13 protein-coding genes are annotated in these 14,942 nt (G+C 24.9%); 3 read left to right on the top strand and 10 right to left on the bottom strand.

What is annotated here, in order from left to right; all coding sequences use genetic code 11:
- Window positions 1-145: 145 nt before the first annotated feature.
- Window positions 146-895, bottom strand: coding sequence for a polyamine aminopropyltransferase (locus KYD98_RS12070; RefSeq protein WP_219780290.1), 750 nt, complete (start codon window positions 893-895; stop codon window positions 146-148).
- Between the two features lie 442 nt (window positions 896-1,337).
- Between KYD98_RS12070 and KYD98_RS12065 the strand changes: the two genes are divergently transcribed.
- Window positions 1,338-1,664 (top strand): HesB-like protein, encoded by a 327-nt coding sequence (locus KYD98_RS12065; protein WP_219780289.1) that lies wholly within the window; start codon window positions 1,338-1,340, stop codon window positions 1,662-1,664.
- Window positions 1,665-1,766: 102 nt separating this feature from the next.
- On the opposite strand, the gene KYD98_RS12060 is transcribed toward KYD98_RS12065, so the two are convergent.
- The 5 genes from KYD98_RS12060 to yjbM form a co-directional block, all read right to left on the bottom strand.
- A complete protein-coding gene (locus KYD98_RS12060) occupies window positions 1,767-2,462 on the bottom strand; it encodes a hypothetical protein (RefSeq protein WP_219780288.1) in 696 nt (231 codons plus the stop codon).
- Window positions 2,463-2,620: 158 nt separating this feature from the next.
- Window positions 2,621-3,958 (bottom strand): vWA domain-containing protein, encoded by a 1,338-nt coding sequence (locus KYD98_RS12055; protein ID WP_219780287.1) that lies wholly within the window; start codon window positions 3,956-3,958, stop codon window positions 2,621-2,623.
- Between the two features lie 10 nt (window positions 3,959-3,968).
- Window positions 3,969-5,054, bottom strand: coding sequence for an ATP-binding protein (locus KYD98_RS12050; RefSeq protein ID WP_219780286.1), 1,086 nt, complete (start codon window positions 5,052-5,054; stop codon window positions 3,969-3,971).
- A 162-nt stretch (window positions 5,055-5,216) separates the two neighbouring features.
- Window positions 5,217-5,996: a hypothetical protein gene (locus KYD98_RS12045; protein ID WP_219780285.1), complete on the bottom strand. Its 780-nt coding sequence runs from the start codon at window positions 5,994-5,996 to the stop codon at window positions 5,217-5,219.
- 205 nt (window positions 5,997-6,201) lie between these two features.
- Entirely contained in the window at window positions 6,202-6,996 is a 795-nt protein-coding gene (gene yjbM / locus KYD98_RS12040; RefSeq protein WP_219780284.1) for a GTP diphosphokinase, read from the bottom strand.
- Window positions 6,997-7,193: 197 nt separating this feature from the next.
- On the opposite strand from yjbM, the gene KYD98_RS12035 reads away from it, so the two are divergent.
- Window positions 7,194-7,874, top strand: a complete 681-nt coding sequence (locus KYD98_RS12035; protein WP_219780283.1) for a DUF2225 domain-containing protein — start codon at window positions 7,194-7,196, stop codon at window positions 7,872-7,874.
- Window positions 7,875-7,922: 48 nt separating this feature from the next.
- Window positions 7,923-8,891, top strand: a complete 969-nt coding sequence (locus KYD98_RS12030) for a methyl-accepting chemotaxis protein (protein WP_219780282.1) — start codon at window positions 7,923-7,925, stop codon at window positions 8,889-8,891.
- A gap of 132 nt (window positions 8,892-9,023) precedes the next feature.
- Here the strand turns inward: KYD98_RS12030 and KYD98_RS12025 are convergent, their stop codons facing one another.
- The 4 genes from KYD98_RS12025 to KYD98_RS12010 form a co-directional block, all read right to left on the bottom strand.
- Window positions 9,024-11,384 carry a peptidoglycan-binding protein gene (locus tag KYD98_RS12025; protein WP_219780281.1) on the bottom strand — a complete coding sequence of 787 codons (2,361 nt, stop codon included), beginning with the start codon at window positions 11,382-11,384 and terminating at the stop codon, window positions 9,024-9,026.
- Between the two features lie 131 nt (window positions 11,385-11,515).
- Window positions 11,516-12,208, bottom strand: coding sequence for a metallophosphoesterase (locus KYD98_RS12020; RefSeq protein ID WP_219780280.1), 693 nt, complete (start codon window positions 12,206-12,208; stop codon window positions 11,516-11,518).
- A 224-nt stretch (window positions 12,209-12,432) separates the two neighbouring features.
- Complete coding sequence (locus tag KYD98_RS12015; RefSeq protein WP_219780279.1) at window positions 12,433-12,690, bottom strand: EscU/YscU/HrcU family type III secretion system export apparatus switch protein; 258 nt, start codon at window positions 12,688-12,690, stop codon at window positions 12,433-12,435.
- Window positions 12,691-12,774: 84 nt separating this feature from the next.
- On the bottom strand, window positions 12,775-14,682 hold the full coding sequence (locus KYD98_RS12010) for a flagellar hook-length control protein FliK (RefSeq protein ID WP_219780278.1): 1,908 nt from the start codon (window positions 14,680-14,682) through the stop codon (window positions 12,775-12,777).
- Window positions 14,683-14,942: the final 260 nt, after the last annotated feature.

Raw genomic sequence — 14,942 nt, 5'->3', positions numbered from 1 at the left:
CCTTTTTATTTCAAAAATATCTACGTAATATTAGATTTTATTAGTTTTTCAAACTTCAAAATTCTATATTTTCTTTTAGGCACATGAAATAAAATAATAGATCAAAGATGAAATTATACTGATTTACTATTCCTTTGAATATGCCTTACATTCCTTCATTTAAAATTTCTTTAAATGCTAATAATATTTCTTTAACCATATCCTCATCTAATTGTTTATAATATTTAATATAACCTGACATATCAAGAGATGTATAAAGTCTTTTACTCATCTCAACCCATACTTCAGGTATATATACCCATATTATATCTTCATATTTACAACTTAACAGAAAATGTTCCATACCCCAAAATGTATATTCTTCTATATCATGTAACTCATTAAATCTTTTATAATCCTCAACAACCTTTAAATCTAATTTATACTCATAAATATCAACATAAAAAAAGTCAAATTTTTCTGAACTCGCATTAAATGCATCTCCATGTATAATTTTTACTTTTTCATTATTTCCGAAGTTCTTTTTATACATATTAATTACTTCTTCGCTTATTTCATATACAATTACTTCTTGTACTTTTGACTTTTGAGCAATCTTTTGAACTACGTATCCAAGACCTAGCCCTACAATACCAACTTTTCCCCTAGCAAATTTTATTACTTCATAAGAACTTTCTATTTCCTTAGGAGTAAGCCTCATTAAACTAACATTATCCTTTAATAATTGAATTACTGGGATATCATATTGATAGTTATTTTCATACATATATCCTTGTATATGTTTTCCTAAACTATTATTTTTTTCTATTTTATATTTTCCACAAATACTTTCATTTATCAAAGAATTATATTCCTGTATTTCCTGAAGTATAAAATCTTGATTATATGGTTTCATAAGTTTTTCCCTTTCAAATTATAGCTTGGGCACATAAAAAAATAATAAGTTAAAAATGTGCCTTAATTATTATTTAAACAATGAATTTTTATTCATTAAATTCAAAATACCCATTGGTAAATTATATCATATTTTACATTTACACTCTATGTTTTGAATAATTTATTCTTCCTTTATGATTAGTATTTTTTAAATTTTTATATTAAAAATTAACAATATCAAACCTCTTTCTAAGCTTATGTAAAAATTATTTAAAATAAAATGTTTGTTTTTATCTAAATTTATTTAATTATGTAATCTTATTTAAGGTATATTTATTAGTCAATTTTCCAATATAATTAAATTTAATAATTATGTTATCATCTTTATATTTTTAATTATGTATGTTATACTTATTTCGTTAACATTAAGTTAACCATTTTAATTTAAGCAGGTGATTTATATGAAAAATATTACTATAAGTGAAGAAGCTTATAATGAATTCAAAGGTTTTTTAGAAGAAAATAATATAAGCGATTTTAATATTAGAATAAACTTTGCTGGTTCTGCATGCAGTGGTCCTATATTCAACATATCAGTTTCTGAACCTACTGATGCTGATGTAGTAGAAAAAATTAATGATATATCTTTCCTAATGGAAAAAACTTTAGTAGATGAATTTGGTGGATTTATAATTCTTTCTACTGATGAAAATGATGGTAGAGGGTTAAGCTTAAAACCAGTTATAGCTCCTGAAGGTGGCTGTGGTTCTTGTGGTGGATGCCATTAATCCTTAGCTAAAATAGTTAAATTTCTACAACTACTTAAAATTAAGTAGTTGTAGTTTTATTTTTTTATATTTAATTTACCTTTAATCATAAATACAAAACTTCTACTTTTTTTCATTCATTATCTCAATATTATTAACGTTTTTACTCTCATCTACATTAAATTCAATATTAGTATAATCATTATTTATATTATATATTCCTTCTAACATATCAATCCAATAGTGATTCTTTATAATCTCTTTTTCTCTTTGTTCACCAGTAACATTTAATAACTTTTGTGAATTAAATTCTTCAAAATAACTATTAACTTTTTTAGTCAATTCACTCATAGTCTCAAAATTTTCAAGATATCCTGATGATAATGTTAACCCTATATCCTTGCTTTTCATTGTTTGATTTAAAATTATTGATAAATAATCTTTTATTCTTAAATATACATCATTTTCTAACACCTTTTTATCATCAATGTTTTTAGAAAAGATTGATAATGTATTATCCTTATATGAAGCATACTGTCCCCATAACTCTATTATTTCACTTGTAATAATATCATAATTCTTATATAGTTTTAACAAGTCTTCATTCTTTATACATCCTTGTCCTATACTTACATTAAGTATATTCATATTACTTTCATTTCTTTGCCTTATATCTTCTATATTTATTTGAGACTCTTTTCCTAATTTATATTTATATTTATTAATATTTAAATAACTATAAATATTAATAAATATACTAATAAGAAGAAATATAATCAATATAGGTGTATAATTTTTTAATTTTATTTTTTTATTCATATTATTCTCCCTTATATTGAAAATTATATAGGTAATTTTATCATATAATTTTCAATATAACTACTTGATTTTATTATATTAAATTATTTTGTAATTAAACTTTAATATTTTTTTCATATAATATCAAAATTTAAAATTAAATTTGTATTTTAAAAACTCTATCTTGCCCAATCATGAATAACCTCATTAACCATTTGTAACCCAACATTTCCCTCAAGCATTTCTTCTCTTTCTTTATAAATTCTTTTTACTTGACCATATGGATATTTTAAAGAAAATTCTTCATTCCCAATTAAAACCCATAAAATTTTTTTATTCAATGGTTTTACCCCTAATTCTCTTTCTCCTACTCCATCAGTAAAATATATCAACACAGAATTTCTTAAATTATTTTCTGATATATATTTAAACACAGGAGTAAATGCTGTAGAACCATTATTGTCACTTCTCTTTTTTATATCTTTCTCATTTTTCAATCTATAAATTCTTCTTATATTATCATCACATTCAATAATAGTAATTTTATTTTTTGTATTTCTACTTATATATAGTATTTCAAGTAAAATTTTATGAATATCATCATCCTTAATGCTTGCACTTATATCTATTGCAACTATTAATTCTGCTTCATTTTTCGGAAGCCGTCCTCTTAAATCTAATCTGTCCTGTTGCCTTCTATCTCTTCTCATTATAGTTTTCTTATATCCACATCTTACATATGGTAAAATATTTTTGAGTACTGATTGCCACGGAATTTCTGCTTTTTCTTTATACATTAAAATTATTTTTTCAAATTCTCCTGGAGTATTTTTATCATTTATACTTAATGCTGTTTTTTTAGTTAAACTTTTAATATCCTCTTCAGATATATCTATCTCTTCCCATATATCATGTGCACTTTCAAAATTTATTTCATTATACTTATCATTACTATCATCCATAGTTTTGATTTCTTTAATTCTTGATTTTATTGACTTGTATATTTCTTCTCCATATTCTTCTACACTTCTATCATCTTTTAAATTTAAATTATATTCCATATTTACAGAATTAATTTTTTTGCTCCACGCGGGAAGATTTTTTATATATTGATTTATGGATATATCTAAAGCAACATTTATAGCTTCTTTATTTAACTTATATTTCATCTTTCTTTCTCTTTCAAAATGAGAATTCATTATATGATAAATTTCATGTTTAAATAAAGCCCCCATTTCTTTTTTTTCACATTGTAAAAAAAGTACTGGATTAAAATACATATTAAATCCATCTCTTTTAGGTATTGTTGCTATAGGATAAGTTATGTCTACACGTATTCCTCTTTTTACTTTAAGCATAAATTGTCCAAAAAACGAATCTTCGCTTTGCAATAAACTAAGAATAACATTCTCAACCAATTCAAAAAACTTTTTATAAAAAGTGCTATTAAATTCATTCATACTTTTTATATTATATGCTTCTTCTAATAGTTCCTCTCTTCTTTTATTAAAATCCATAATTTATCTCCTAATTAAATATATTAAAAAAGCTCTCTATGAATTCATCTTGATCTAGTAAAAGCTCATATACTCCATTTTTATAATCTCTTTTTATTTCTTTCATTATTCCAAGCCTTAAATCTCTTGGATATAAATTTAACATTTTAGAAAATAATATTAAATTTTTTTCACAATAATTATTTTCTAGAAAATTAAGTGAATTTTTAGCTAGTATATATAATCTTGAATGATTTTCATTTTTTATATTTTCCTTTAACTCAAAACTTAAAATTTCATTTTCAAATAAATCTTCTATCTTAATTAAAGGTTTCTTGATATGTAATAGAAATTCACCTAAATCATTTGCAATATTAATGCCAACATTTCCTTTAACAGTATTTAAAAATATATTAAAAGCATACTTTTCTTTATTAGTTAAATAAACATTATAAGCTTTTGAAACTCTATGCCAACTTCTAGGAGTTGCCTTTATGCTCTCTTCTGAATTTGGTGTATGTAGGTATTGTGGAAATGTTGATATAAATTCTATTATATGTTCATTTATATTTCCATCTTTACTCATTCCCCACTTTATCCATTCCTTTACATCTGAATCCATCTCTATCCATACAAATCTATCTTCCTGAGCAGGATCCATATCAACTACTTCATATTGACTATCAGTAAAACCATCATACTTATTTGAAGGATTCATGGCAGCAATTACTTTAACTCTTTCATCTAAAATATATCCATTTATTTCTCTATTTAAGATAAGGTTCATAAGTTCTTGTGATACTGCATGATCACACCTATTAAGTTCATCAATAAATAAAATTATATCTCTATTTTCATCTTCTTCTAATGCTTTTTTTATTTCAATAAGCTTATGGTGAGTAGCATATATAGTTTCCCTATTTTGTACTACAGGTAATCCTCCTATTTCTCCTTCTTTTAATAAATTAGCATCTATTGTAATTAAATATGCCTTATTATCTCTCGCTATTTCCTTAACTAAAGATGTTTTACCTATTCCACTTTCTCCAATTATTAAAGGAACATCTTGTGAATTTATAACTAAATCAACTGTTTTTAAAGTTTCTGAATAATTCAAAGTCTTTTCTCCTCTCTACACATTTATGCTGTTCATGATCTTTGTCTAAGAACAACAGTGGCTATGCCACGTTTAAATACGTAATTACATTTATCATTAATTTTATCATAAGCTCTTGCTGTAACTAAGAACTTTATTTATACTAAAATATTAACATTATGATTAATATGATAATTTATAATCTACTAATAATTTCTTAGCACTTCTAGATCCATATTCCTCAACAAATTTAATTTTATTCATTTCTAATATTTCTAATTCCAAAAATTTTTCAATATAATTTTTATCTATATTTTCTTTTTTAATTTTATCTATTAATACTTCTACCACTAAATCAACATCTATATTTTCATATATATATTTAACAATGTTTATATTTTCATATATAAATACTTTAATCTCATCTAAATCATAATTAGAAATATAATTTATTGCTTCAGCATCAGATTTTATTGCTTCAACTTTAGCTTTTAATGTTGGCTTTTTTATATATCTTATAGCAACATAATAATTTCTAATAGCTGCAATTTGTACTTCTTCAGATGGATTATCAATATATTTAATCGCATCATAGTCTTTTGTGACAGCTAAAATTTGTAATTTTTCGCTTGGATTCTTTACAAACTGTATTGCCCATCCTTTAGTTTTAATAGCTTCTTCTATAATTTTCTCTGTTGTCTTTTTTATTAACCCCAAAGAATTCCATAATGCTTTTACCGAAATAATCCCCACTTCTTCATCAATATTTTCAATATATTGTACAGATAAAGAATTATTTTTTATTGCTTCTAATTGGATTTCCTTACTAGGATTTTTAATATATTTTATGTTATTTCCATTATTTTTAACTATAAATAATTTATATTTTTCTTCAACATTTTCAATTTGTTGAATATATTGAGGTTCATATTTTAATTTTTCAAATAAATATTCTTGTTCCATATATACTTCTCCTTTTAAGATAAAATAAAATTGCTAAATTACTGTTTAGTAAATAATTTATATAAGTTTCAATAAAATTTGTTTATTAATATAAGTCTTAGAATATTTATAAATCATCAACCTTCAACTCCTCATTATTGTAATTTAGTAAAATATTTACTAAACTTAAAGCTATGTTTGATTTACATATCAAACATAGCTTCAATTATTGATCTCTATACTTTTCTATATCTCTCTTTACTGAAAATAACAAGTTATTTAATTCCCAAACTTCTCCATCTTCAATAAGTTTGTTTAACATTTTTTCATATCTTGCAGATTCTGCTTCTTTACCTAATGAACTCAAGGTCAATAGAGAATTCATTATATTAGATATCAAACTTGATTTAACTTCAAATAGTTTTTGGGCATCTTTAATTTCATCTTTAATTTGAAGCATTTCCTCATCTAATCTAAATGCTGCATCTGCAGAACTTTTAAGTTTTTTCTTTAATTCGTGTGGTATGTTCTTTTTATACTTATAATTAAGAGAATGCTCTATAGTAGCCCAGAAATTCATAGCTAATGTTCTTATTTGAAATTCTGCTAAAATTTCAACTGGACCTTCTGCCATATTTACTTGATATTTAATTATCATATGGTAGCTTCTATATCCACTTTCCTTTACATTTCTTACATAATCCTTCTCATAAAGAATTTGCATATCTTTTCTTCCTCTTAATAGTTCAACTACCCTGTCTATATCATCCACGAATTGACACATTATTCTTATTCCAGCTATGTCTTCTAATTCATATTTAACACAATCTATAGGTATCTCAAATTTATTGGCTTTTTCTAATATACTAGAAATTTCTTTTACTCTACCCGTTACAAATTCTATTGGTGAATATTCATTTTTTCTCCTGTATTCTTTTCTAATAGATCTAAGCTTTACCTTAAGTTCATCTACTGCTTGTTCATAAGGCATTAAAAAACTTTTCCAATCGTTTATCGCCATAAATACCATCCTTTTAATTGTCATTCATATTTATTATATCAAAAAGTTCAATTTATGTGTATTGATTTCATAATTCACTAGTTTTATTTTTTTTATTATTTAATTATGTTATAATTTAATAGCTGAGCATAAGTTTTATAAATATAATCTAAATATATATATACTTAATATTTTTTATCATCAGGGGTGAACAATAAATGGACAATATTGAAATAAAAAGTCATTTATTTCAGAAAAAAGTTACATGCCCAGTATGTAATAATGTCTTTAATGTTAATGTAGTAAAAATTAATTCGCCACGAATACAATCTAGAGATTCTGATTTTTTTATAAGATATTCTGTGGCCAATCCGTATTTTTATGATGTATGGATATGTAATGATTGTGGATATGCAGCACTCAAAGTAGATTTTAATAGTCTAAAAAAACATCAAAGAGATATAGTTTTAACTAATATTAAACCAAAATGGAAACCAAGAGTTTATCCCGATATAATAACAGAAACTTTAGCTATAGAACGTTATAAATTAGCCTTATTAAATGCTATTATTATTGAACTTAACTATAGTACGAAAGCTATGATTTGTTTAAAAATTTCATGGATGTATAGGCTTTTAAACATGGAAAAAGAAGAATTACACTTCTTAAATAAAGCTTTAATTGCACTTAATAATGCATATATGAATGAAGGTTTCCCAATGTACGGTCTTCAACGTGATTCTACTATGTATTTAATAGGAGAATTAAACAGACGTATTGGGAATTATCAAGAGGCCTTAATATGGTATTCAAAAACTATAACTTCATTAGGTTCATCTTATAAAATTAAAGAACTAGCTAGAAATGGTCGAGATATAATTAAAGGAACTAATGTCTAAACGTATAATTGTATAAATATTAAGAATTATTCAAGGGGGATATATTATATGAGCATTTTCAGAAAAAAAGAACAAAATTCAAATACTAACAACTTAAATAATACTCAAGAAATAGGCATAGCTGCTACTAATACTAATTCAAACTTAAATAAGATAGGTGATGATCTTTCAGATTTAATGAATGAAAGTTCTAAAATACATCAATCAATTGATAGTATAAGTTCATCATTATCAAACTTAGCCGATTCAACAGTATCTGAACATAGAGAAATAGTTAATGCTACAGATATGCTTCATAACTTTAGAGGAAATATGGAAGAATTAGCTTTTAATATAAGTACTGTTCATTCACAAGTATTAGATACTGATAAATTAGCTGATACTGGTATAAACTCTATAGAAAATCTTGATACTTCATTAAATGAACTTCAAGATGTTTTTACCACATCAACAACAACAGTTAATGCTTTAGTTAGTAAATTAGAATCCGTTAATAGCATTACTGATTCTATCAGCCAAATAGCAAGTCAGACTAATCTTTTATCATTAAATGCTGCTATAGAAGCTGCTAGAGCTGGTGAAGCTGGAAAAGGTTTTTCTGTAGTTGCTGGTGAAGTAAGAAAACTTGCTGAAAATTCAAAACTTGCCGTTCAAAGTATAACTAACATATTAGAAGAAATTAAAGTAGATATTATAAATGCATCGAACGCCATGAATGCTGGAAATTCTGCTCTACTTACTCAACATAATTCATTAGAGTCTACAAAAGGTAGTTTTAAAAATATAAAATCTGCTATCGTAGAAACTGTTGATGAAATCACTACTAGTATTGATAATTTAACTACAGCATCTGCTGAAAAAGATAAAATTATTGATTCTATTGAAAAAATAAATGAATATACTGCTGAAAATTCAGCTGTGACTCAAGAAATTGCTGCTAACTTAGAGAAACAATCAAATTCGATCAACAAGTTTAATTCAGCATTAAATAATTTAAACAAAAATATTTCCGAATAATATTAATAATTTTTATATACACAATTATCAATTTTGAACCTTAAGTCTAACTTTTAATTTAAAACAAGTTATAAAAAAGATGGAGATAAAATCACCATCTTTTTCCTTTCATCCTTAAAATATTTGTAATATTTATTTTTTTACTGTTTTACCACTATATAAAGTTTCATATAATAATCTTATTTTATCCCAAGTTAATTCATCAACTACCCCTGTTATTTGCAACTTAAATCTTTTCTGCAACTTTTTAACTGCCTCTTCCGTTTCTCTATCAAAAATACCATTTTCTTTGATTAAACCTTGTATATAATTATTTTTAACAATAACATTTATATATTTTTGCAAAATAGTAACATATCCATCTTGATCTCCTAATTCTAAAACAAAACCTGGATAATCATATAATATATCAGATTTATTAATATTTTGTTCACTATCTAAACTATTATATACTGATATTAATTTATCCCAATCATTTACCCCAATCTTTCCATCTGCACTTAGTCCAAAAATTTTTTCAAAAGCTATTACAGAATTCTTTGTTCTTTTATCAAATATTCCATCTACTTTTATTTTAGGTATTTCTTTATAAATTTCAGATATGGCATTTAAATAAGTCTGTAACCATTTTACATCCTCTCCATATAAATTCTCTTTTAAGATATATCCTGGATAATCTAGCGAATAAATTTTTTCTTCTTGATTAAATTTTTCTAAACCTGTATAAATTTCAAATATTTTATTCCAAGTGTTTAAATCTACTATTCCATTTTGAGATAATCCAAACAATCTTTGAAATGATAATATTACCTCCCTTGTGTCTTCTCCAAATATTCCATCTGCTTTAATATTAGGTATATTATATACTTTAGAAATAGCTAAAATATATGTTTGCATCTCTCTAACTTTTTCTCCTCTAGAACCATATTTTAATACATACCCCGGATATTTCCCATCAAATTCTAACAAAGAGCTTTGTGATTGATTTTCTTTCTTTAAATTTATATATATTTCATATATTTTATTCCATGTATTTAATCCTACTATCCCATCTGGAACTAATTTAAATAATCTTTGAAAAGCTATAACTGCCTCTTTTGTTTTTTCTCCAAATATTCCATCTGCCTTAATACTTGGTATATTATATGATTTAGAAATAACTGAAAGATACGTTTGTACCTCTTTAACTTTTTCTCCTCTAGAACCATATTTTAATATATATCCTGGATAATTTCCTTCTGGTGGTAAATCTGGATCAGGTTCTGGATTAAGCTCCGCTAATCTTTTAACTCCAACATAAATAGATGATATTCTATACCAAGTTGCTCTTCCTACAATCCCATCTGGTGTAAGATTAAAAACCTTTTGAAATATCTTTACTGCATCTTCAGTTGTTTTATCAAATTTTCCATCTTCAGATGGTATTTTAGGTATGGCAGGAAAATTTTTAGATATTCTATTTAATTGTTTTTGTATAATCATTACATTATTATTTTCATCATTGATTCTAATAGGGGTTCCTGGATATGATTCTGGTATACCTTCAATCATTGTTGCTCTGACTAAATCTTTATCATATCCATAATAATATTGAATAATATCTAAAGCTGGCATTCCTGCCTTTGCTAAATCTACAGTTCCCCATTGTGATAAACCGTCACATTTAACTGTTGTGCCATTGCAAAATTGTGCAAAAAACGGTGTTTTATTTCCAATAATTATTATATATTTACTAAAAATTTCATCAACTAATTTACTTATATTATCATATATGTTTCTACCTTTTATAAAGTACTGATCATATGCAGTCGAGTTAGTAATTTGAAATGCATATCCCTTACTTCTATACCATTCTGTATAAATTCTATTTAATGCAAATGATATTTGACAATATATATTAGACTTTAAAGATTCTTCTGGCCATGTTGGATATATTTCACTTGAAGCAACATTTTTAATATAATCAACAAATCCCACTGTTACATTTTCAGCTGGAACACTTGGTGCCCCTAAATGTACTATAATAAATTCTGGTATATACGGCTTATCTAAAACTAATGGTTCAATCATAGTGCCGACTTGTTTATCTCTTTTCGCATTAAGTACAAGTTGTTCTGGTGGAATAACAATTTTTTGTGGTGAAGGCTTCGTAAGATCTGTTTTCTTTTTTTCAATCAGCTCAATATTTTGTATAGATATGATTTCTTCAAAAACACTTACACCTTCAATAATAACTTCCTTAAAATTTTCAGATAATACATTTATATTATATCTAGCATATGGAATAACGCCTTCTTCGTATGGCTGCTGAGACAAACTTTTTTCTGGAGTAACTACTTCTATCAATTCACTTCTTCCACTGATATCAAATGCATTATCTTTTTTATAAACTATATTTCCATTTTTAGAATTGGTAATTATAAGTTTCCCTTCAACATTAGGTAACAATTCCTTTACTTTAAATGTTCTTACTAATATATATCCTTTTCCCAAAGTACCCTCCCTATAAACATCTCCATTTATATTAACTTATACATCTTATATTTAAATAGTTCTTAATTGATATTATTTAAATACTAAAAGACGTGTCAAAAATGATATAACAATCATTTTTGACACGTCTTTTACTTTATAATAAGTTTAGGTGAAAAATCAATATAATCTGCTGATGATAATATATATTCTATTCCATCAACATCTCCTTCAAGTAACTTTCCTTTTAGAGATGGCCCATGTAAGTGTCCATATATAACTTTCTTTACATTATATTCTTCAAAAATTTCAATAAAAGCTGATTTTTGAAATTTTTCATTACTTGGTGGATAATGAATCATAACTATTATATCTTCAAAGCCACTATTTTTTGCTGCTTCTATAGATAATCTTAATCTTATTTGTTCTCTTTTATATATTTTTTCATCTTTTAATGAATATTTTTCTCCACCCGGACAAATCCATCCTCTAGTTCCACATATTGCATAATTTTTATATTCATAAAAATTATTTTGAAGGAATTTTGTTTTTTCATACATCTTATTTAACTTCGATATACTCCCCCACCAATAATCATGATTACCCTTACTTATAATTTTTTTCCCTGGTAATGAATCAATCCAATCTAAATCAAATTTGCTATCTGATTCCTTTAAAGACCATGATATATCTCCTGCAATCAAAACTGTATCTTCGTCTTTTACCTTACTAATCCAATTATTTTTTATTTTTTCGCAATGATTTATCCAGTTATCTCCAAAAATATCCATTGGCTTTTCAAGATTAAATGCTAAATGCAAATCTGAAATGGTATAAAGTGCCATAGCGTGTATCACCTTTCTATTTTCCAAATGCTATAATTATTAACTAAGTTGTTTATTTTTTACTATCATCATTTCTACTTAGGCATATGAACGAAAATAACGAGTCCAAATTCCCCAATTATTTTTCATTATGCGAATCATACTGACACAGTATAATGAAACATAGACTTAGAATATGGACTTGTGATTTTCTTATTATGCCTTAAACATAACACTGATAATAATTATATCATTTTATCTATATCTGTAACAAATGCTATTACATGAGCTACTGCTTCATATAATTCTGTTGGTATTTCATCACCAACATCTACATTGCAAAGTAATTCTGTCAACTCTTTATTATACACTATTGGTACTTCGTTTTCTTCTGCTCTTTGAATTATTTTATCAGCAATATGTCCCATTCCCGAAGCCGTTATAACAGGTGCATCACTGTTTAATTCATATTTAAGAGCTGCCGCTTTTTTCCTTTGAGTCATACTTTTCACCTACTCCACAAATACTTTTTAACCTTATTAATTACCTATACTTTTAAATATACACTGTTAATTAGATTAAACTTATTATACCTTAATATCTATATTAGAAATACTTAAATCATTAAAAAATTCACCACAATTAACTAAATTCATATTTTCTTCTTTTAATGATACTTTAACAGTTGAATTTAATCCCAATGTTCTTAATCCATCTATTAATTTATTTTTATTATTATTTAAAGTCAACACATGCTCATTATAACATTTTAATACTACATCTATATTATTATCTCTTAACGTTAAATACCCATCTATTTCCCCTAAATTTATTGTTTTAACAGTAACTATCATTTTGGCATTAGTTTTATCTAATTTTTTTCCATCTTTTCTATTATCCTTTATAACTAATTTACAAGGATATTCTTGTGCATTTACACTTACAGGAAAATTCAAATAATAATATTCATTACTTATAGAATTAAAAACTTTAAAGTCACTAATATTATTCTTTATAAATTCCATTGCCTTTTCATATCCAATATTTTTATTTTCAATGTTTCTTATAATATCTTTTACAACATCTTTTATTTCATTTATTTTATTAATCATATCTTCTTTTATAAGATCTTTATTGGAAAGTATCATTGTATCTTTTAAGTTTAGATCATTCTTAATTTCAGTTTTTACTAATGGCAATTGAGTCTCTTTATTGATTTGAGAAGTTTCTAACTTATTGATTTCTAAATTAGAAGTTTGTACTTTTTCATTATTATCCAATTGAATTTTATATTTTATTAAATTATTAAATCTTTCAAATTCTTTATCTGTAAGCTTAATATCTTTTTCTAACCCCTTACTTAATGCTTGCTCTAAAATTTCTTTTCCATTTTTGTCAAGAGATTTTAATCCATCTTTTTTAAGATCTTCTAATGATAGTCCATTTTCCTCTAAACTTATTTTTAATAAATTCATAACATCATCATCATCTAACTTAGAAACTAATGCACTTAATTCATTGAAATCTTTAGTCGATAAAGATTCTGCTCTTGAATCAACAACATCTCTAAGTGAATAATTGAAAATTTCTTTATTCTCACCTGATATACTTTTTAATAGTGATAACATACTTACTTTATTCTTAGAATTATCATTTGAGTCATATAACTTAGATATTAAAGAATTTATATTATTATTTTTTTCTGCTTTATTATTTAATTCTTTATTTTCAATATTAGTTTTATTAACTATAACTTCTTTACTTTGTATTTCATCTAATTTATTATCTTGAATTTCTAATTTAGAAAGTAATTCTGTAAGCGATTTTTCCATTGAAATATCACTTTTAAATAATTTATTAAAACTTTCTATATTTTCACCTGAAAAGTCAATATTATTTTCTAAAAAAAGGATAATTTCTTCACTAGACATATTTTTAAATGCTTTAAAAAATTCAGTTAAATTTTGCTTTATTAATAATCCCTTTGAAGTAGATACATCTATCCCTTTACTTTCAAGATAATTTTGTATAAATGAATCTATTTCATCCGGGTTTAATTTTATATTTTCATTAAATTCAATTAATCCTTTAACTTTATTTATATTTTCTCTCGTCAAAGGCATATTATGTTTAAGCATCTTTTCTAAAATTTTAACATCTTCACTTGAAAGTCCTTCTTTATCTATAATTTCCTGAAAAACTTCATCAGTAGTTTGAGATTTATTAGTTTCACCTTTAACTAATTTTAATTTTAATTTACCATTTTGGAAATCATCTACTTCAAATTTCATTAATTTTAAATCATCTAGATTTACATTTTCATCAAGTTCAGCAATAAATTGCCATCCATCAGCTAATCTTATAGTAATGTCTTTTCCTTGACCTTTTGAAACAACTCTTCCAGTAAATCTTTCTCCAACCTCAAATGTTAATTTACTTGAAATTTTTTTTGTATTATTGGTATAAGCATTATTTACATTCCAAATACCCGGCATATATTTTCCCCTCCCCTAACTCTTTTTCACTTTATGTAAATCATTAAATATTTCTCCTATTTCTTATATAATTATTCTTAACATCTGCACCTTCCTGGATAACGTGTTCTAAAGTTCAGTCAGAGGCAAGCTCTGTCTGAAGCTAAGAACTCTGTTTATAATATACTATATAATTATCGTCTTATTAAAGAATAAATTAACTTTTCTTATCATTAATTATATATAAAAATACCCTATAGAATAGACTTTTTACTTATCCA

The organism is Clostridium weizhouense (genome assembly GCF_019431045.1).
Classification (GTDB): Bacteria; Bacillota; Clostridia; order Clostridiales; family Clostridiaceae; genus Clostridium; species Clostridium weizhouense.
Note: the sequence above shows the minus strand (reverse complement) of the source record. Positions and strands in the feature narration are given on the sequence as shown.

What these genes read in the sequence shown, in the direction of transcription:
- KYD98_RS12070 (WP_219780290.1), bottom strand. Translation starts at nt 895, where the DNA reads ATGAAACCATATAATCAAGATTTTATACTTCAGGAAATACAGGAATAT.
- KYD98_RS12065 (WP_219780289.1), top strand. Translation starts at nt 1,338, where the DNA reads ATGAAAAATATTACTATAAGTGAAGAAGCTTATAATGAATTCAAAGGT.
- KYD98_RS12060 (WP_219780288.1), bottom strand. Translation starts at nt 2,462, where the DNA reads ATGAATAAAAAAATAAAATTAAAAAATTATACACCTATATTGATTATA.
- KYD98_RS12055 (WP_219780287.1), bottom strand. Translation starts at nt 3,958, where the DNA reads ATGGATTTTAATAAAAGAAGAGAGGAACTATTAGAAGAAGCATATAAT.
- KYD98_RS12045 (WP_219780285.1), bottom strand. Translation starts at nt 5,996, where the DNA reads ATGGAACAAGAATATTTATTTGAAAAATTAAAATATGAACCTCAATAT.
- yjbM (WP_219780284.1), bottom strand. Translation starts at nt 6,996, where the DNA reads ATGGCGATAAACGATTGGAAAAGTTTTTTAATGCCTTATGAACAAGCA.
- KYD98_RS12035 (WP_219780283.1), top strand. Translation starts at nt 7,194, where the DNA reads ATGGACAATATTGAAATAAAAAGTCATTTATTTCAGAAAAAAGTTACA.
- KYD98_RS12030 (WP_219780282.1), top strand. Translation starts at nt 7,923, where the DNA reads ATGAGCATTTTCAGAAAAAAAGAACAAAATTCAAATACTAACAACTTA.
- KYD98_RS12020 (WP_219780280.1), bottom strand. Translation starts at nt 12,208, where the DNA reads ATGGCACTTTATACCATTTCAGATTTGCATTTAGCATTTAATCTTGAA.
- KYD98_RS12015 (WP_219780279.1), bottom strand. Translation starts at nt 12,690, where the DNA reads ATGACTCAAAGGAAAAAAGCGGCAGCTCTTAAATATGAATTAAACAGT.
- KYD98_RS12010 (WP_219780278.1), bottom strand. Translation starts at nt 14,682, where the DNA reads ATGCCGGGTATTTGGAATGTAAATAATGCTTATACCAATAATACAAAA.